The organism is Bacillus pumilus (genome assembly GCF_900186955.1).
GTDB classification, from domain to species: domain Bacteria; phylum Bacillota; class Bacilli; order Bacillales; family Bacillaceae; genus Bacillus; species Bacillus pumilus.
Window position 1 is genome coordinate 579,313 of sequence record NZ_LT906438.1, and the last position, 19,389, is coordinate 598,701.

14 protein-coding genes, 4 tRNA genes, 3 rRNA genes and 1 pseudogene are annotated in these 19,389 nt (G+C 44.8%); 18 read left to right on the forward strand and 4 right to left on the reverse strand.

Features of this window, described 5'->3' with window-relative positions; genetic code table 11:
* The first annotated feature begins 14 nt into the window (after positions 1–14).
* From CKW02_RS02905 to CKW02_RS02915, 3 genes and pseudogenes are all read left to right on the forward strand, one after another.
* A pseudogene (locus CKW02_RS02905) lies at positions 15–1,003 on the forward strand (aldo/keto reductase family protein).
* 153 nt (positions 1,004–1,156) lie between these two features.
* The gene (locus CKW02_RS02910; RefSeq protein WP_003213978.1) at positions 1,157–1,342 is read left to right on the forward strand and encodes a CsbD family protein; all 186 of its coding nucleotides are present in this window, start codon (positions 1,157–1,159) and stop codon (positions 1,340–1,342) included.
* 148 nt (positions 1,343–1,490) lie between these two features.
* Entirely contained in the window at positions 1,491–2,153 is a 663-nt protein-coding gene (locus CKW02_RS02915; protein WP_003214446.1) for an O-methyltransferase, read from the forward strand.
* Positions 2,154–2,189: 36 nt separating this feature from the next.
* On the opposite strand, the gene CKW02_RS02920 is transcribed toward CKW02_RS02915, so the two are convergent.
* Both CKW02_RS02920 and CKW02_RS02925 read right to left on the reverse strand, forming a co-directional pair.
* Positions 2,190–2,510, reverse strand: coding sequence for an AzlD domain-containing protein (locus tag CKW02_RS02920; protein ID WP_003214160.1), 321 nt, complete (start codon positions 2,508–2,510; stop codon positions 2,190–2,192).
* The gene (locus CKW02_RS02925; RefSeq protein WP_003214127.1) at positions 2,507–3,232 is read right to left on the reverse strand and encodes an AzlC family ABC transporter permease; all 726 of its coding nucleotides are present in this window, start codon (positions 3,230–3,232) and stop codon (positions 2,507–2,509) included. Before CKW02_RS02925 ends, CKW02_RS02920 begins: the two co-directional genes overlap by 4 nt.
* Positions 3,233–3,525: 293 nt before the next feature.
* On the opposite strand from CKW02_RS02925, the gene CKW02_RS02930 reads away from it, so the two are divergent.
* Both CKW02_RS02930 and CKW02_RS02935 read left to right on the forward strand, forming a co-directional pair.
* A complete protein-coding gene (locus CKW02_RS02930; RefSeq protein ID WP_034620208.1) occupies positions 3,526–4,401 on the forward strand; it encodes a DMT family transporter in 876 nt (291 codons plus the stop codon).
* A gap of 72 nt (positions 4,402–4,473) precedes the next feature.
* Positions 4,474–5,493, forward strand: coding sequence for a S66 family peptidase (locus CKW02_RS02935; protein WP_095117751.1), 1,020 nt, complete (start codon positions 4,474–4,476; stop codon positions 5,491–5,493).
* 192 nt (positions 5,494–5,685) lie between these two features.
* Here CKW02_RS02935 and gltP read toward each other — a convergent pair whose 3' ends face one another.
* The gene (gene gltP, locus CKW02_RS02945; RefSeq protein ID WP_034620243.1) at positions 5,686–6,936 is read right to left on the reverse strand and encodes a glutamate-aspartate/proton symporter GltP; all 1,251 of its coding nucleotides are present in this window, start codon (positions 6,934–6,936) and stop codon (positions 5,686–5,688) included.
* 369 nt (positions 6,937–7,305) lie between these two features.
* Between gltP and CKW02_RS02950 the strand changes: the two genes are divergently transcribed.
* From CKW02_RS02950 to tsaD, 12 genes are all read left to right on the forward strand, one after another.
* Positions 7,306–7,382 (forward strand) — tRNA-Arg (locus CKW02_RS02950).
* 11 nt (positions 7,383–7,393) lie between these two features.
* A tRNA-Gly gene (locus CKW02_RS02955) sits at positions 7,394–7,467 on the forward strand.
* 136 nt (positions 7,468–7,603) lie between these two features.
* Positions 7,604–9,152 (forward strand): 16S ribosomal RNA (locus CKW02_RS02960).
* 182 nt (positions 9,153–9,334) lie between these two features.
* Positions 9,335–12,265 (forward strand): 23S ribosomal RNA (locus tag CKW02_RS02965).
* A 61-nt stretch (positions 12,266–12,326) separates the two neighbouring features.
* Positions 12,327–12,442 (forward strand): 5S ribosomal RNA (gene rrf, locus CKW02_RS02970).
* Together the 16S, 23S and 5S rRNA genes with 4 tRNA genes alongside form the textbook arrangement of a ribosomal RNA operon.
* Before the next feature lie 18 nt (positions 12,443–12,460).
* A tRNA-Met gene (locus tag CKW02_RS02975) sits at positions 12,461–12,537 on the forward strand.
* A 48-nt stretch (positions 12,538–12,585) separates the two neighbouring features.
* Positions 12,586–12,662, forward strand: a tRNA-Asp gene (locus tag CKW02_RS02980).
* Between the two features lie 276 nt (positions 12,663–12,938).
* Complete coding sequence (gene thiL / locus CKW02_RS02985; RefSeq protein WP_003214054.1) at positions 12,939–13,916, forward strand: thiamine-phosphate kinase; 978 nt, start codon at positions 12,939–12,941, stop codon at positions 13,914–13,916.
* A gap of 13 nt (positions 13,917–13,929) precedes the next feature.
* Positions 13,930–14,406, forward strand: coding sequence for a tRNA (adenosine(37)-N6)-threonylcarbamoyltransferase complex ATPase subunit type 1 TsaE (gene tsaE / locus CKW02_RS02990; protein ID WP_003214433.1), 477 nt, complete (start codon positions 13,930–13,932; stop codon positions 14,404–14,406).
* Positions 14,387–15,076, forward strand: coding sequence for a tRNA (adenosine(37)-N6)-threonylcarbamoyltransferase complex dimerization subunit type 1 TsaB (gene tsaB / locus CKW02_RS02995; protein WP_003214032.1), 690 nt, complete (start codon positions 14,387–14,389; stop codon positions 15,074–15,076). Before tsaE ends, tsaB begins: the two co-directional genes overlap by 20 nt.
* A gap of 25 nt (positions 15,077–15,101) precedes the next feature.
* Positions 15,102–15,530: a ribosomal protein S18-alanine N-acetyltransferase gene (rimI, locus tag CKW02_RS03000; RefSeq protein ID WP_003214231.1), complete on the forward strand. Its 429-nt coding sequence runs from the start codon at positions 15,102–15,104 to the stop codon at positions 15,528–15,530.
* On the forward strand, positions 15,523–16,551 hold the full coding sequence (tsaD, locus tag CKW02_RS03005) for a tRNA (adenosine(37)-N6)-threonylcarbamoyltransferase complex transferase subunit TsaD (protein ID WP_003214279.1): 1,029 nt from the start codon (positions 15,523–15,525) through the stop codon (positions 16,549–16,551). Before rimI ends, tsaD begins: the two co-directional genes overlap by 8 nt.
* Before the next feature lie 272 nt (positions 16,552–16,823).
* Here tsaD and CKW02_RS03010 read toward each other — a convergent pair whose 3' ends face one another.
* Entirely contained in the window at positions 16,824–18,746 is a 1,923-nt protein-coding gene (locus CKW02_RS03010; RefSeq protein WP_003213928.1) for an ABC-F family ATP-binding cassette domain-containing protein, read from the reverse strand.
* Between the two features lie 139 nt (positions 18,747–18,885).
* On the opposite strand from CKW02_RS03010, the gene moaC reads away from it, so the two are divergent.
* A complete protein-coding gene (gene moaC / locus CKW02_RS03015) occupies positions 18,886–19,377 on the forward strand; it encodes a cyclic pyranopterin monophosphate synthase MoaC (RefSeq protein ID WP_003214058.1) in 492 nt (163 codons plus the stop codon).
* Positions 19,378–19,389: the final 12 nt, after the last annotated feature.

Below are 19,389 nucleotides of genomic sequence, written 5' to 3' on the forward strand. Positions count from 1 at the left end.
AGGAGGGCATTATTATGGAGTATAGTAAACTTGGAAATAGTGGATTAACAATTAGTAAACTTGCATACGGAAACTGGATTAATCATGGTGGTAAGATAAATGAAGAAACTGCCCATGATTGTGTGAAAGCTGCTCTTGATGTTGGTATTACGACGTTTGATACTGCTGATGTTTATTCAGACACCAAGGCTGAAGAGATACTAGGCAGGTCTTTAAAAGGGATCCGGCGAGAGAGCATTGAACTATGTACAAAAGTATGTCATCCAACCGGTACCGGGAAAAACGATAGAGGATTATCACGCAAGCATATTTTGGAAAACTGTCATGCCTCTTTGCGACGTTTACAAACGGATTATATTGATATTTACTATGCACATAGGTTTGATCCAACTACACCTCTGGAAGAAACGATGTTAGCTTTCGCAGATCTAGTAAGACAGGGTAAAGTGAACTATATTGGTGTAAGTGAGTGGACAGCAGAACAAATTACTCGAGGGGCAGCGCTTGCACGAGAGCTAAATGTCCCCCTTATCGCCAGCCAACCTCAATACTCCTTGTTATGGAGAATCATTGAAAGTGATGTAATACCGACTTGCCAGCGTGAAGGACTTGGCCAGGTAGTATGGTCGCCTTTGGCCCGGGGATCCTTACTGGAAAGTATCTTCCAGGAAAAACACTTCCGACTAATTCGCGTGCTAACTCATCTGCTGGAAAACCTTTTTTTAAAAACCTTGCTCAACGCTGGATGAATAATAACACCTTAGAGGCGATCCAAAAGCTTAAGCCCATCGCACAAGAGGTTGATCTTACTCTTGCTCAGCTTGCGATAGCATGGGTACTGCAAAACCAGAACGTTTCTGCAGCAATTATCGGTGCTTCTAGTCCAGAACAGGTGAGGGAGAATGCTTTAGCATCTGAGGTGAAAATTGAAACTGAGATGATGAATCAGATTGACGAAATTCTAGGTGATCTGGTTGAGTACGATCAGAGTAAAACAGGTTAAAGCTTTTAAGTCTATCTTATAGATCATTATTTTTTAATCCAGCCGACCTTGGCTGGATTTTCTTGTTGCTGTAGTTTCTTGGATCGCACACTCAGATGTTTTGTATCTGTGAAAAAGGCTAAATGAATAGTATCAAACGTGGAGGTGGAACAAATGAGTGAAGAAAAAGGACATATGGATAAAGCGAAAGGAAAAACAAATCAAGCCAAAGGTCAATTGAAAGAGAAACTTGGCGAAGCAACAGATCATCAAAACCTGAAAGCAGAAGGGAAAAAGGATCAAGCCAAAGGAAAGCTTCAAGATAAAAAAGGGGATTTGAAAAATCACCTGAACCAGTAAATCCGAAAACATGGCACTGCTTCATGTCTCCATCATGACATGTCTTTCATCAATAAAATGAATAGATGTGTGAAAAGAATTGATTATACGCGCTCGCTATCATCATGTAGACTTGAGACAGAAGACATGATCAAGGGAGATGGTTGAGATGAAGCAAGTGTGGGAGAAAGTTGACGAGTATATCACAGACAAGTTGATTCCTAAAGATGATGTTTTGGAGCAAGCTCTTACTCATAATAAGCAAGCAGGCCTGCCAGAAATTGATGTGTCACCAGCTCAAGGGAAAATGCTTTATTTATTAGCAAAAACCAAGAATGCAAAGCGCATTTTAGAGATCGGGACACTTGGTGGATACAGTACCATTTGGTTGGCGCGTGCTCTTGAAGAGGATGGAGAACTCATCACATTAGAGGCTGTCAGCCACCATGTACAGATTGCTCAGCAAAACATTAGTAGAGCGGGCTTATCGGAACGGGTGAGCATTTTGCAAGGAAAGGCATTGGATACGCTAGCCCAGTTAAAAGAGAGGGATGTGCTTCCGTTCGATTTGATTTTCATTGATGCAGATAAACCGAACAACCCGAAATATCTAAAGTGGGCGTTACACTTCTCAAAAAAGGGAACAGTCATTATTGCAGACAATGTCGTGAGAAATGGAGCAGTCCTTCATGACTCTAATGGGGATGAGCGAGTTCAAGGAACTCGTGAATTTTTCAATTTACTCAAACAAGAGTCAAGAATAGAGGCTACAGCCATTCAAACTGTTGGTGAAAAGGGTTACGATGGATTTGTATACGGAATCGTAAAATGAAACAAAGCTTAACCGCATGCGGTTAAGCTTTTTCTTTTAAAAAAACCATCTGGCAGTCCCCATCAGCATGACGCCTACAAGAACAGTAAGTGATAAGCTCTTTGTCCAAACAGCGATCACGACGGTCGGAACCAAGACAGCAAGGTACATCCAGTGAATGGTGACACCTGTTGTGGTATGAATGAACAAATGCTCTGCAATTAAAGCCGTAAAGATACAAATGGGAATAAACGATAACCACTTGAGCACCACTTCAGGCAGCTCGATACTTCGTACAAATATAAAGGGAACGACCCTTGGAATCACAGTGACAATCATACAGCCGAGAATGAGCCACATCATAAAACTGCTGATCATTTATCTGTCACCACCCCAATGGTTGCGACAATTATGGTGGCTAATAGAACAGCCACGTGTGATGGAACAAAATGAAGCAGGACAAACATCGCAACGACCATATACAAAACAAGTGACAGGCGATGGGTTAATTTACTTTTAGGCACAGTTTGCAAAGAAAGAACCAGCAGTGCAGCAAACATAGCGGAAAGAGCAAAATCAAGACCAAGTGCTTCAGGATTTGAGATCCAGTGTCCAAAAATGCCGCCAAGTATACAGGCAGCAATCCAGCACAAATAAGCCGTTATGTTCAGCCCGTGCATCCACCGGTTATTCAGCTTTCCATGCTGAGCTAATTTATTCATGGCTACGCCAAAGGATTCATCAGTCAGCAATAGACCGAATCCAATATTTTGTTTTAAAGAGTAGCGTGTAAAATGAGGAGCCAGCGTCAGGCTTAGTAATAAATGACGCAGATTCACAATAAATGTAGTGAGAATAATAGCGGAAAGGGGGCTTCCCGTGACAAGCAGTGCACAGATAATAAACTGTGAAGCACCTGCGTAAATAAAGATTGCTAGAAGCGCAATGTCCCATAGGCTCAACTGTGCGCTAATTCCAACAATTCCAAAGGCAAACCCGATACTCATATAACCAAGCAGGGTTGGCACACAATCTTTTATTCCCTCGAGAAATGGTTCATGTTCCGTGCTGGGAATATGTTTTCTAGCCTCAATATCCAACGACCTCTACTCCTTTTCTGCGTGACGACCTATAGTTTTACTTACTATATGAAAACGAATTTAGCATGTCAATATCCCCTTATCTTCTATTATATAAAGAAAAAAGGTGCAAAAAGGATTGAAGTCATCCAGAATATGTTATAAAGTATCAGAAAATAAAAAAATTGGAGTGACGACAATGCTGTGCAAACCTTTGTTTGAACATGATGTTCCAAATGCCCTCCGTCCATAACGGAGAGTGATCTCCGTTTGTGGATATGGTATTCAAAATATCCAATAACGGAGGGAAAATGATGAATGAAAAATATATAGGCGCCCTTTACCTAGCAATCGCAGCAAGTATTTGGGGCGGCATGTACGTTGTTGTCAAAGTAACAGTAGCGGTTGTTCCGCCACTTGAGCTCGTCTGGATGAGATATGCTGTAGCAGGAGTCGTGTTGGTGATCACCATTTGGCGCTTAGGCTATTCCTTTAGATTAGATAAAAAAGATATCCCCCTTATGGTGTTGATTGGGCTGATCGGAAATTTCCTTTCAATCGTGACCCAAGAAATTGGGACGATGTATACCTCTGCACAAATGGGGGCTGTTATTACATCTGCAACTCCTGCGTTTATGGTGCTGTTTGCCTTCTTTCTATTAAAAGAAGCCATGACTGTTCGAAAGTGCGCATCCATCCTGCTTGCTACAGCAGGTGTATGGCTCATGATTGGACCAGTTGCAGTACAGACAGATGAATTTGTCGGTGGTCTTTCATTGGTCTTCGCTGCTTTAACATGGGCGCTGATGTCTGTTTTGCTCAAACGTGTTCCAGGAAAGTATCCTCAGGTGGTGACAACCACATATGCGATCATCATTGCATTCATTGTTTTAACACCGCCTGTATTATTTCGTTTACCTCACCTAGATGTGGAACAGATGGCAAGGCCGGAGATTTGGGGCGGTATTCTTTATCTAGGCATCATCTCAACAGCTCTAGCATTCTTTTTATGGAATAGAGGGCTTCAATTAATGGATGCCTCAAGCGGCGGTTTGTTCTTTTTCTTTCAACCGATCGTAGGTGCCGTTCTTGGCTGGCTGCTTTTGGGAGAAGAAATGGGATTACGCTCATTCATTGGCATTCTATGTATCTTTGCAGGTGTCTATACTGTGCTGCGTCAAAAGGAATAAAAGAAGATGTCCCTTGTAATAGGGGCATCTTCTTTATAAATGAGAGATTGAGAGAGGATGGAGGGAAATAGGATGATACAATTTCCACAATTACAAAAAGGACAAACAATTGGCGTCACAGCACCTTCCTCAGGTGTACAGCCGTCTTTGCATGACATGTTTCAGCTCTCATGCGAGCGAATGAAAAAAAGAGGCTATGATGTCATATGTGGAGATACGGTATGGCACCAGGAAAAGGCAAAATCAGCTCCTGCCGTAGAACGAGCAAAGGAGCTTCAGTACATGATGACCTGTGATGAGATTGATCACATCATCCCGCCATGGGGAGGGCAGCTTCTGATGGAGGTGTTAGAGCACCTTGATTTCTCATCGATGCAAAAAAAGTGGATTCTTGGTTACTCGGATACGAGTGCGCTTCTGCTGGCGTTAACTTTAAAAACAGGCATTTCCACTGCGCATGGACCGAACCTAGTAGATCTTCAGGGAGAAGAGCTTGATCAAACGACTGTCATGTGGGAAGAAGTACTTTCAACAAAAGGGGAAATGGACATCAGCCAATATTCTTCATCAATGTATCAAAAGGAATGGCAGTATGACAATCCGATTGAACATGTTTTTCATTTAACAGAACCGACCGCATGGCATACGGTTGATCGACAAGAAAAGATGGTAAAGGGGAGGCTAATGGGCGGCTGTATTGATGTCATACGCCACTTAGCTGGGACGCCTTTTGGAGATGTCAAAGCTTTTCAAAAAACATTCTTAAAAGATGAACCAATTCTCTGGTACTTTGAAAACTGTGAATTAAACGCTGCAAGTATGAAGAGATCGCTTGTTCAATTGAAACTAGCAGGATGGTTTGACCATTGTTCAGGTATTATGTTTGGGCGAAGTGCAGTAGATGTGCCTGTGGAAGGGTATCAGTATCATGATGTATATGAAGAATTACAAAAGGAATTACAAATCCCCATTTTTTACGATATAGATTGTGGGCATGTCCCACCGCAAATGACGCTGATTAATGGCGCATATGCAGAAGTGCAGCTGCAACCTCAAGGCAAAGCGGTCCTAAAGCAAGCATTTTTATCATAAGAAAAGGAAAGGGGAAGCCCTTTCCTTTTGTTTTCTTTTCAGCGTGATAGAAAACCTTTGAAGTCTAGGAAGGACGAGTACCGGAGCGGAGCGAATTTGACATTCGTGAGCACCGGAGCGCAGGACTGACAACGAATGCGAGGGTTTGTCTACACGCTGAAGGAAAGGGGAAGCCCTTTCCTTCATATAACACTACATTCCTTTTGTTTCTTCACCTGCTTTTGGAACTTCCCAAGCAGACTCGCGGAATACTTTCTCCCATTTCGATACGACAATACATGCAACGGCATGACCTGGAACATTCACACCTGTTCGTGCCATATCCATAATTCGATCGACACCGGCGATAATGGCGACGCCTTCTGCTGGAAGACCTACTGCATGGGCGGTTGCCAAAAGTACGACGAGTGAACCGGATGGCACCGCTGCAATCCCTTTACTCGTTAACACAAGAACAAGCATCATCAAAAGCTGCTGTGACAAACTCATGTCGACACCAAACGCTTGTGCAAGAAACACACAGGAAACCGATAAATATAAACTGGACCCATCACAATTGAGAGAAAGACCAGATGGGATGACAAAGGAGACAATTCTTTTCGGACAGCCGTATTTCTCCATTCGTGACATAAGCTGAGGAAGGACGGTTTCTGTACTTGTAGTAGAGAAGGCAACCAAGAACAAATCCCAAATCATTTTTAAAACTTCGAAGTAGTTAAAACGGAAGATCAGTGCGACCAGAGGGAACAAAGCAAAGAGAATAATGAATAAACCTAAAAATACAGTCCCAACAAGCTTCATCATTGGAATTAATAACACAATGCCATATTGACCAACGGAAGCAGCCATTAATGCAAGCACTCCAATAGGTGCTGTCACCATGACCATCTGCGTTAGCTTAAACATAATTTGTGCCACTGATTCAAAGAAGTTGAGAACAGGAGCGGATGCCTTACCGATACCGCTTGCCGCTACACCAAATAATATGGCGAAGAAAATGACAGCTAGTAAATCATTTTGAGCCATGACATCGACGATATTCGTTGGAATGATATCGAGTACCATTTGTTTAAAGTCGACGACTTTCTGTGTATAGCCGTCTAATTCACCAATATCTTTCTTAGCTAATTTAGAGAAATCAAGGCCAACGCCAGGCTTTAGAACATTAGCCAGCAATAGACCAATTCCTAGAACGATGGTTGTGATGACCTCAAACCAAATGATCGTCTTTAATCCTAGGCTTCCCATTTTCTTCATACCACCACTGCCGGCTGCACCAATAACAATGGTAGAGAAAACGATAGGAACAACGATCATTTTAATCAATCTGATGAATCCATCTCCAATTGGCCTGAGAGCCATCCCGAAGTCAGGAAAGAAATGGCCGATAAGAGCTCCTATCACCAAAGCGATCATGATTTGAAAAGCGACGAACTTTTTCATCATCTCCTACCCCCTTTAAATGCTTGGAAAATTTTAAGAATTTTCCAATAAATAAAAATTCTATGTGACCATGTTTTGTCCTCCTTTGGATTTAGAAAGATTTTATTTAAGAATCATTGGAATTATGAAGAAAGGGAAGAAAATAGGGCTATTGCATTTCTATTTATCTAAGAAAAAACCACTTCTTAAAAAACATGAAACTTTTTTAGAAAAATGTATTGACCCTTTTATGTGATCCATGGTATATTTTTATTCGTCGCTGATGACGTATTTGAAACAAAGACATTCAAACACATGCGACAAACAAATCTTAAAAAGATGTTGACTTGATAAAAACGATATGTTAAGATAATTAAGTCGCCTGATTAAGCGCCCGTAGCTCAATTGGATAGAGCGTTTGACTACGGATCAAAAGGTTAGGGGTTCGACTCCTCTCGGGCGCGCCAATACAAACCACGCGGGTGTAGTTTAGTGGTAAAACCTCAGCCTTCCAAGCTGATGTCGTGAGTTCGATTCTCATCACCCGCTCCATTTTTTGAAATATGATCTTTGAAAACTAAACAAGACAAAACGTACCTGTTAATTCGAGTTTTTATAAAAAAATCCTATGTTATATCATAGGTAGTCAGTCAAACACTGACGAAAAACAAAACTTCGGTTTTGTACTTTTTCGGAGAGTTTGATCCTGGCTCAGGACGAACGCTGGCGGCGTGCCTAATACATGCAAGTCGAGCGGACAGAAGGGAGCTTGCTCCCGGATGTTAGCGGCGGACGGGTGAGTAACACGTGGGTAACCTGCCTGTAAGACTGGGATAACTCCGGGAAACCGGAGCTAATACCGGATAGTTCCTTGAACCGCATGGTTCAAGGATGAAAGACGGTTTCGGCTGTCACTTACAGATGGACCCGCGGCGCATTAGCTAGTTGGTGGGGTAATGGCTCACCAAGGCGACGATGCGTAGCCGACCTGAGAGGGTGATCGGCCACACTGGGACTGAGACACGGCCCAGACTCCTACGGGAGGCAGCAGTAGGGAATCTTCCGCAATGGACGAAAGTCTGACGGAGCAACGCCGCGTGAGTGATGAAGGTTTTCGGATCGTAAAGCTCTGTTGTTAGGGAAGAACAAGTGCGAGAGTAACTGCTCGCACCTTGACGGTACCTAACCAGAAAGCCACGGCTAACTACGTGCCAGCAGCCGCGGTAATACGTAGGTGGCAAGCGTTGTCCGGAATTATTGGGCGTAAAGGGCTCGCAGGCGGTTTCTTAAGTCTGATGTGAAAGCCCCCGGCTCAACCGGGGAGGGTCATTGGAAACTGGGAAACTTGAGTGCAGAAGAGGAGAGTGGAATTCCACGTGTAGCGGTGAAATGCGTAGAGATGTGGAGGAACACCAGTGGCGAAGGCGACTCTCTGGTCTGTAACTGACGCTGAGGAGCGAAAGCGTGGGGAGCGAACAGGATTAGATACCCTGGTAGTCCACGCCGTAAACGATGAGTGCTAAGTGTTAGGGGGTTTCCGCCCCTTAGTGCTGCAGCTAACGCATTAAGCACTCCGCCTGGGGAGTACGGTCGCAAGACTGAAACTCAAAGGAATTGACGGGGGCCCGCACAAGCGGTGGAGCATGTGGTTTAATTCGAAGCAACGCGAAGAACCTTACCAGGTCTTGACATCCTCTGACAACCCTAGAGATAGGGCTTTCCCTTCGGGGACAGAGTGACAGGTGGTGCATGGTTGTCGTCAGCTCGTGTCGTGAGATGTTGGGTTAAGTCCCGCAACGAGCGCAACCCTTGATCTTAGTTGCCAGCATTTAGTTGGGCACTCTAAGGTGACTGCCGGTGACAAACCGGAGGAAGGTGGGGATGACGTCAAATCATCATGCCCCTTATGACCTGGGCTACACACGTGCTACAATGGACAGAACAAAGGGCTGCGAGACCGCAAGGTTTAGCCAATCCCATAAATCTGTTCTCAGTTCGGATCGCAGTCTGCAACTCGACTGCGTGAAGCTGGAATCGCTAGTAATCGCGGATCAGCATGCCGCGGTGAATACGTTCCCGGGCCTTGTACACACCGCCCGTCACACCACGAGAGTTTGCAACACCCGAAGTCGGTGAGGTAACCTTTATGGAGCCAGCCGCCGAAGGTGGGGCAGATGATTGGGGTGAAGTCGTAACAAGGTAGCCGTATCGGAAGGTGCGGCTGGATCACCTCCTTTCTAAGGATATATGGAGCAGCGTGCGTTTTCGTCTTGTTTAGTTTTGAAGGATCATTCCTTCAAGACATGTCTCTAGCGAGACAGGATTGTTCTTTGAAAACTAGATAACAATAAGTAATACATTCACATTGAATGCAATGCAAAGTTCATCACACATAGTGATTCTTTCTAAAGTAAGAAATGGTTAAGTTAGAAAGGGCGCACGGTGGATGCCTTGGCACTAGGAGCCGATGAAGGACGGGACGAACACCGATATGCTTCGGGGAGCTGTAAGCAAGCTTTGATCCGGAGATTTCCGAATGGGGAAACCCACTGCTCGTAATGGAGTAGTATCCATACTTGAATACATAGAGTATGAGAAGGCATACCCGGGGAACTGAAACATCTAAGTACCCGGAGGAAGAGAAAGCAAATGCGATTCCCTGAGTAGCGGCGAGCGAAACGGGAACAGCCCAAACCAAGAGGCTTGCCTCTTGGGGTTGTAGGACACTCTATACGGAGTTACAAAGGAACGATATAAGCGAAGAGGTCTGGAAAGGCCCGCCAAAGAAGGTAACAGCCCTGTAACTGAAATGTTGTTCTCTCCAGAGTGGATCCTGAGTACGGCGGAACACGTGAAATTCCGTCGGAATCCGGGAGGACCATCTCCCAAGGCTAAATACTCCCTAGTGACCGATAGTGAACCAGTACCGTGAGGGAAAGGTGAAAAGCACCCCGGAAGGGGAGTGAAATAGATCCTGAAACCGTGTGCCTACAAGTAGTCAGAGCCCGTTAAAGGGTGATGGCGTGCCTTTTGTAGAATGAACCGGCGAGTTACGATCCCGTGCAAGGTTAAGCAGAAGATGCGGAGCCGCAGCGAAAGCGAGTCTGAATAGGGCGCATGAGTACGTGGTCGTAGACCCGAAACCAGGTGATCTACCCATGTCCAGGGTGAAGTTCAGGTAACACTGAATGGAGGCCCGAACCCACGCACGTTGAAAAGTGCGGGGATGAGGTGTGGGTAGGGGTGAAATGCCAATCGAACCTGGAGATAGCTGGTTCTCTCCGAAATAGCTTTAGGGCTAGCCTCAAGGTAAGAGTCTCGGAGGTAGAGCACTGATTGGACTAGGGGCCCCTACCGGGTTACCGAATTCAGTCAAACTCCGAATGCCGATGACTTATCCTTGGGAGTCAGACTGCGAGTGATAAGATCCGTAGTCGAAAGGGAAACAGCCCAGACCGCCAGCTAAGGTCCCAAAGTATACGTTAAGTGGAAAAGGATGTGGAGTTGCTTAGACAACCAGGATGTTGGCTTAGAAGCAGCCACCATTTAAAGAGTGCGTAATAGCTCACTGGTCGAGTGACTCTGCGCCGAAAATGTACCGGGGCTAAACGTATCACCGAAGCTGCGGACTGTTCTTACGAACAGTGGTAGGAGAGCGTTCTAAGTGCTGTGAAGTCAGACCGGAAGGACTGGTGGAGCGCTTAGAAGTGAGAATGCCGGTATGAGTAGCGAAAGACGGGTGAGAATCCCGTCCACCGAATGCCTAAGGTTTCCTGAGGAAGGCTCGTCCGCTCAGGGTTAGTCGGGACCTAAGCCGAGGCCGAAAGGCGTAGGCGATGGACAACAGGTTGATATTCCTGTACCACCTCCTCACCATTTGAGCAATGGGGGGACGCAGGAGGATAGGGTAAGCGCGGTATTGGATATCCGCGTCCAAGCAGTTAGGCTGGGAAATAGGCAAATCCGTTTCCCGTGAAGGCTGAGCTGTGATGGCGAGCGAAATTTAGTAGCGAAGTTCCTGATTCCACACTGCCAAGAAAAGCCTCTAGCGAGGTGAGAGGTGCCCGTACCGCAAACCGACACAGGTAGGCGAGGAGAGAATCCTAAGGTGATCGAGAGAACTCTCGTTAAGGAACTCGGCAAAATGACCCCGTAACTTCGGGAGAAGGGGTGCTTCTTAGGGTGTTAAAGCCCCGAGAAGCCGCAGTGAATAGGCCCAGGCGACTGTTTAGCAAAAACACAGGTCTCTGCGAAGCCGTAAGGCGAAGTATAGGGGCTGACGCCTGCCCGGTGCTGGAAGGTTAAGAGGAGCGCTTAGCGTAAGCGAAGGTGCGAATTGAAGCCCCAGTAAACGGCGGCCGTAACTATAACGGTCCTAAGGTAGCGAAATTCCTTGTCGGGTAAGTTCCGACCCGCACGAAAGGCGCAACGATCTGGGCACTGTCTCAACGAGAGACTCGGTGAAATTATAGTACCTGTGAAGATGCAGGTTACCCGCGACAGGACGGAAAGACCCCGTGGAGCTTTACTGCAGCCTGATATTGAATGTTGGTACAGCTTGTACAGGATAGGTAGGAGCCTTGGAAACCGGAGCGCTAGCTTCGGTGGAGGCATCGGTGGGATACTACCCTGGCTGTATTGACCTTCTAACCCGCTGCCCTTATCGGGCAGGGAGACAGTGTCAGGTGGGCAGTTTGACTGGGGCGGTCGCCTCCTAAAATGTAACGGAGGCGCCCAAAGGTTCCCTCAGAATGGTTGGAAATCATTCGCAGAGTGTAAAGGCACAAGGGAGCTTGACTGCGAGACCTACAAGTCGAGCAGGGACGAAAGTCGGGCTTAGTGATCCGGTGGTTCCGCATGGAAGGGCCATCGCTCAACGGATAAAAGCTACCCCGGGGATAACAGGCTTATCTCCCCCAAGAGTCCACATCGACGGGGAGGTTTGGCACCTCGATGTCGGCTCATCGCATCCTGGGGCTGTAGTCGGTCCCAAGGGTTGGGCTGTTCGCCCATTAAAGCGGTACGCGAGCTGGGTTCAGAACGTCGTGAGACAGTTCGGTCCCTATCCGTCGCGGGCGCAGGAAATTTGAGAGGAGCTGTCCTTAGTACGAGAGGACCGGGATGGACGCACCGCTGGTGTACCAGTTGTTCTGCCAAGGGCATCGCTGGGTAGCTATGTGCGGACGGGATAAGTGCTGAAAGCATCTAAGCATGAAGCCCCCCTCAAGATGAGATTTCCCATTCCGCAAGGAAGTAAGATCCCTGAAAGATGATCAGGTTGATAGGTCTGAGGTGGAAGCGTGGTGACACGTGGAGCTGACAGATACTAATAGATCGAGGACTTAACCTATATTCTAATGTGAAGCTTGAACATTGTTATCTAGTTTTGAGAGAACATTCTCTCCATCAGGTTTGGTGGCGATAGCGAAGAGGTCACACCCGTTCCCATACCGAACACGGAAGTTAAGCTCTTCAGCGCCGATGGTAGTTGGGGGTCTCCCCCTGTGAGAGTAGGACGCCGCCAAGCTTGTTATATTTATATCGTCGCGGGGTGGAGCAGTTCGGTAGCTCGTCGGGCTCATAACCCGAAGGTCGCAGGTTCAAATCCTGCCCCCGCAACCAAATTATTTTATATACCAATGGGTAGTGCTCAGTGAGTGCAACCAAAATGGTCCGGTAGTTCAGTTGGTTAGAATGCCTGCCTGTCACGCAGGAGGTCGCGGGTTCGAGTCCCGTCCGGACCGCCATTTTTATGACTTGTAAACGAAAACGTATAGTTTCGTTTTTTTTTATGTCTTTTTCTTTTTATATGTATCCAAGATATATTGAATTGTTTGTGTTTGGCTACATGTTATGTAAAAAGAAAAGATAGATCACTTCAACCCAGCCTGGTTTTTTCATACCAGGCTTTCTTTATATCATTTTTAATTGAAACTGAAACTCATATTGGCTTACACTAATACTAATTATGTCTGACATCGTGTCTACTCAATCAATTGATTGCATGAAGGGGCTGTCTTTTTATGGATGAATTTGATCTTATTCGCCGAATTACACCAAAAGAAACACATCAGCGTTCTTTGGTTATGGGCATCGGTGATGATGCAAGTGTTTATCAACCTCATTCACATTGTGAAGAGGTCGTTTGTGTTGATACAATGGTGGAGCATGTTCATTTTCGCTTTGATTTTTCCACACCTTTTGAGATTGGCTTTAAAGCACTAGCGGTCAATGTCAGTGATATCGCCGCAATGGGAGGAATCCCAAAGTATTATCTTGTATCAATTGCGATCCCGCCTCATGGTGATGAGACGATCGTTTCAGCTCTTTACGAGGGAATGAGAGCATTGGCTGATACTTATCATATGGATTTGATTGGTGGAGATACGGTTGCCACTCGCAGTGACTTTGTCATTACAGTGACGGTCATTGGCGAGGTACCAAAGGGGAAAGCTTGTTATCGTCACAGTGCTCAGACAGGAGACGTCGTCTTTGTCACAGGTGAGCTTGGTTCATCAGCTGCTGGCTTATCACTTTTAATGAACGAAGTAGCCCCTCCCAAGGCAGTCGACACAGCCTTTTTTCTTGAGCGTCATAAAAAGCCTCAGCCTCACATTGCTGCTGGCCTCATTTGCTCAAGTTTCCCTCGGGTCACTTTGAATGATGTGAGTGATGGAATAGCGAGTGAGCTGAATGAGATAGCCGAAGCGAGTCGTGTGACGATAGAGATAGAAGCAAACAAGCTCCCTGTACATCCAAATTTACCAGTGCTGCGTAAAGACTGGCTGGAATGGGTGTTATTTGGCGGGGAAGACTTTGTATTAACTGGTACAATTTCAGAGGCTGATTGGGATAGCTTTGAAATGCAATGTAGAAAAAAAGACATTCAAGTCAAACGCATTGGACAAGTCAAAGGTGATCAAGCAGCAAGCGTTCTATTAAAAGACAATGAACAGCAAACAATGTTAATGAAAAAAGGATATAATCATTTTAAGAAATGAGGTGACATCCACTGTGAAATTAACGTGGACGACAAAAGGTGCGGATGAGACGAAACGAATTGCCGCTGCATTGGCCAAACTTGTGATGCCAGGCGATGTTTTGACATTAGAAGGAGATTTAGGCGCAGGCAAAACGACTTTTTCAAAAGGTTTTGCAGGAGGCTTAGGGATTACCCGTATCGTCAACAGCCCTACCTTTACGATTATTAAAGAATATACCGATGGCAGACTGCCACTTTATCATATGGATGTGTACCGCATGGAAGATGCGGAAGAAGATATCGGGCTCGAAGAATATTTTGAGGGCGAAGGTGTATGCTTGGTTGAGTGGGCACATCTCATTGGACCTCAATTGCCTTCCTCCTACTTGAAAATAGAAATGCTAAGAACAGAACGTGAAGAAGAACGTCATCTCACGTTTAGTGCAAAAGGGGAACGCTATGAGACCCTTTGTAAGGAGATGAAAGAATTTGACCATACTGGCAATTGATACGTCAAACCATACACTAGGAATTGCCCTTGTCAAAGATTCCACAGTGATTGGCGAGAGCATTACGTATTTAAAAAAGAACCATTCCGTCCGAGCGATGCCGACTGTTGAGGCATTGATGATAGAATGTGGTGTAGCCCCAAGTGAACTAAGTAAAATTGTTGTAGCAAAAGGACCTGGTTCCTACACTGGCGTCCGAATCGGTGTGACCATTGCAAAAACACTCGCATGGACGCTATCTATCCCGATATCGGCTGTTTCGAGTTTAGAAACACTTGCGGCAAATGGTCAATACTTTGATGGATGGATCTCGCCACTATTCGATGCGAGAAGAGGACAAGTTTATACTGGGCTATATACGTTTAAAGAAGGAAAAATCAAAGAGATCAAACCAGACCAAAATATCTTGCTCACGGATTGGCTTCATGAGCTGAAGCAGACAGAAAAGCCTGTCCTATTCCTTGGACAGGATGTGCATCTTCATGAAGAAAGCATTCGCTCCATTTTAGGAGAAACGGCAGTGATAGCGGAGGGAGCTTTTCATAACCCAAGACCTTCAATGCTTGCGTTTTTAGGGACAGATCGTCCTGCTGAAGATGTCCATCAGCTTGTTCCTAACTATATTCGTTTGGCAGAAGCGGAAGTGAAATGGCTTGAAGGACAAAAATAATCTCAACATAACCGAGATTCGAAAAATGACGGTAGCGGACATTCCAGAGGTGTATACGATTGAAGTGCATTCGTTTACTGCACCTTGGAAAAAAGAATCATTTGTCTATGAGATTCTCCATAACCAGTATAGCCATTATTTCCTCATTGAAGAAGATGAGCAGCCTGTTGGCTATTGCGGGGTCTGGATCGTCATGGACGATGCACAAATTACGAACATTGCGATTCTCCCTGAGCATAGAGGAAAGGGTTACGGGGAAGCATTGCTGCGATATGTCATGGAATTTTGTAAAGAAAAAAAGACAGATCATCTTTCTTTAGAGGTGCGGGTTTCGAATACACCTGCACAATCCCTTTATGAAAAGCTTGGTTTCAGACCAGCTTCTATTCGAAAGAATTATTATACGGATAATGGGGAAGATGCATTGGTCATGTGGGTGAATATAAATGAGTGAACAAACAGATCGATTTATATTAGGTATAGAGACAAGCTGTGATGAAACAGCGGCATCTATTGTGAAAAATGGGAAAGAAATTGTAGCGAATATTGTCGCATCGCAAATAGAAAGCCATAAACGATTTGGCGGAGTTGTCCCAGAAATTGCTTCAAGGCATCACGTGGAGCAAGTCACCATCGTGTTAGAAGAAGTGATGGCACAGGCCAATATGAGCTTTCAGGATTTAGATGCCATTGCTGTCACAGAAGGACCGGGCTTAGTTGGTGCTCTTCTGATCGGTGTCAATGCAGCCAAGGCACTGAGCTTTGCTCATCAAATTCCTCTTGTTGGTGTACATCATATTGCGGGGCATATTTATGCAAATCAACTTGTAGATGAATTGCAGTTTCCATGTTTGGCTCTTGTTGTCTCTGGTGGACATACTGAGCTTGTACTAATGAAAGAGCACGGGTCTTTTGAGGTTATCGGAGAAACATTAGATGATGCGGCTGGAGAAGCTTACGATAAAGTGGCCCGGACGATGGGTCTCCCGTATCCAGGCGGACCTCATATTGATCGGTTAGCACATGAAGGAGAGCCAACGATTAAGCTTCCACGTGCATGGCTTGAAGAAGGTTCCTATCACTTTAGCTTTAGTGGATTAAAATCAGCTGTTATTAACACACTACACAATGCATCTCAAAAAGGAGAAACAATTGCTCCAGAGAATTTGGCAGCAAGTTTTCAAGCAAGTGTCATTGAGGTGCTTGTTGGGAAAACATTAAAAGCGGCTGAGGCCTATGGCGTCAAGCAGGTTGCCCTAGCTGGTGGAGTCGCTGCCAATAAAGGACTGAGAGAAGCCTTAACGATAGCATTCACGAAGCTTCCTGACGTGAAGGTTATTATTCCACCATTATCTCTTTGTACAGACAATGCAGCCATGATCGCTGCTGCTGGAACCATTGCGTTTGAAAAAGGTATAAGAGGCGATATGGCGATGAATGGGCAGCCAGGCTTACCGCTTGTCTCATATGAATGAAAACTCCTGTGGATACACAGGTTTTTTTCATTTTTAATGAAAGCGATTTATTCACAAGTAAACGTGATATATCCACAATTGTTAGAAAATTTCGTTTTAAAATGAAGTGGATCTGCACAAATACGTTCTTTTATGTGGATATGTGATTAAATCTCTGTGGATAAAGTGGATAAGTCCGATTTTCAAAAGAATAATAAAGAAGTTATTGTGGATATTAATGTGGATAAGAAATCTTCACTAAAAAGAAAAAAGAGCACCCATTAGGGCACTCTTTACGATTCGGATAGCTCTTCCCACTCTGAGAAAAGGGATTCCAGCTCTTGATGAAGTGTATCGTTTTCTGTTTGAATGTTTTGGACCTTCTCGTGATCTTGAAAAATAGCAGGATCACATAGAAGCTCTTCATTTTCACCAAGCCTCGCTTCAATGACAGCAATCCGTTCTTCAATTTCCTCGATTCTGCGCTGCTTTTGTCTTTCTTTCTTTTTCAGTTCTTTTTCTTCCGCATAAGAAAGCTTTGCCGTTTCAACTGGCTTGGCTGCTTGTTTTTTCAGCGCCTCATTTTCTTGAATCGCTTCAAGCTCTAATTGTTCATTTTTCTTTTCAAGGTAGTAGTCATAATCACCGAGATACTCTTTTGTTTCTGTAGGCGACAGTTCGAATACTTTCGTTGCCAGACGGTTGATAAAATAACGGTCATGAGACACAAATAAGATGGTTCCTGGGTAATCAATCAGTGCATTTTCTAAAATTTCCTTACTATCTAAGTCTAAATGGTTCGTAGGCTCATCAAGTATCAAGAAATTGGCTTTTTGGAGCATCAGCTTTGCCAGGGCAAGGCGCGCTTTTTCTCCACCGCTTAATGCATGAACGGGCTTTAAGACGTCGTCACCGGAAAAGAGGAAGTTCCCTAAACATGTCCGAATTTCTTTTTCATTCATATGAGGATAGTCATCCCAAAGCTCATTCAGCACTTTTTTGGAGGATGTCAGTTTGGCTTGTTCTTGGTCATAGTAGCCGATTGTTACATGAGATCCAAGTGTGATGTCGCCTTTTACAGGCTTTATTGTGTTCGTTAACGTTTTTAAAAGGGTTGATTTCCCGATCCCATTAGGACCAATGAGTGCCACGCTATCCTCTCGTTTGATCTGAAAAGAAAGAGAGGATAGGAGCGGTGTTTTTTCATCATAACGAATGTCGAGATCATGTACCTTCAGCACATCATTGCCGCTTTGTCTCGTAATATCAAAATGAAAGTTTGCAGATTTTTCATCACCTAATGGCTTATCTATACGATCCATCCGTTCCAGCTGCTTGCGTCTGCTCTGAGCGCGCTTTGTGGTTGAGGCTCTTGCTAGGTTGCGATCTACGAAATCCTGAAGCTTTGAGATTTCTTCTTGCTGCTTTTCGTAAAGCTTCATATCGCGCTCTAGCTGCTCAGCTTTCAGATCAAGATACTTACTATAGTTGCCTGCAAACTTTTTCATGGCAGTTCTTGAGACTTCATAAACATGGTTCACCACTTTGTCTAAGAAGTAGCGGTCATGGGACACGATCAGAATGGCGCCTGTATAATTTTGCAAATACTGCTCCAGCCATGATAAGGTATCAATATCTAAATGGTTGGTCGGCTCGTCCAGAATTAAGAGTTCTGGTTTCATTAATAAGAGCTTTCCAAGCGCTAGACGGGTTTTCTGGCCGCCGCTTAAGGATTGAACGGTTGTCCCATCTTCAAAGTGACTAAAGCCGAGCCCATGAAGAATGGAGCGGACGTCTGCTTCGTATTGATAGCCGCCTTGGTCTTTAAATTCCTGCTGTAGCCTGTCATAGGTTTTCATGAGGGAATCTAGCTCAGAACCTGTAGAGGAAGCCATTTTCTCCTCGATGGTTCTCATCTCTTGTTCCATCTTTTTCAAATGATCAAAAACCGATAATAATTCGTCTTTTAACGTACGTGTAGACGTCACATCGGTATGCTGTGCTAAATAGCCGATCGATAGGTCTTTCGGTTTGATGATCTCACCTTGCTCGTAAGACAATTGACCGGCAATGATTTTCAAAAGGGTGGATTTGCCTGCGCCGTTACGACCTACAATGGCAATCCGATCCCTTGCTTTGACTTCCAATTTTATATTCGTTAAAACGGTATCAGCACCAAACGATTTGGACAGCTGATTCACTTGTAGAATCATCATGTAACTTCACCTCTGCTATAATATGTTAAGTGTAGCTTATCAGCAGTAAACCAGCAAATGTTACATACAATCGCCATATTCAAATGAAAGACAGATAGGAAAAAATAGTGTATCATTTGAGTGAGGGAGCGTTGAAAAGATGAGTCAATTTAGCCACTTTAACGAACAGGGAAGAGCAAAGATGGTCGACATTAGTGACAAATCGTCTACCGTGAGAACCGCCGTTGCTGCTTCAAGTGTTCGTATGATAAAAGAAGTGTTTCATAAAATAGAGCAGCGTGAAATTGGAAAAGGGGATGTGCTGTCTGTTGCACAGGTTGCTGGCATTATGGCAGCAAAGCAAACATCTACCATCATTCCAATGTGTCATCCGCTTGCACTAAAAGGTGTGGATATCTCCTTTGATTGGGAGGAAGACGGAAATGCGCACATTCTGAACATACAAGTACAGGTGAAAACAAAAGGAAGTACGGGTGTGGAGATGGAAGCGCTCACTTCTGCTTCAGTATGTGCACTGACTGTTTACGACATGTGCAAAGCGATTGATAAAGGCATGATCATCGGTCCTACCTATTTAATTGAAAAGACAGGCGGGAAAAACGGTGATTTTCACAGAGCATCTGATATTTAAGTTGGAGGACCT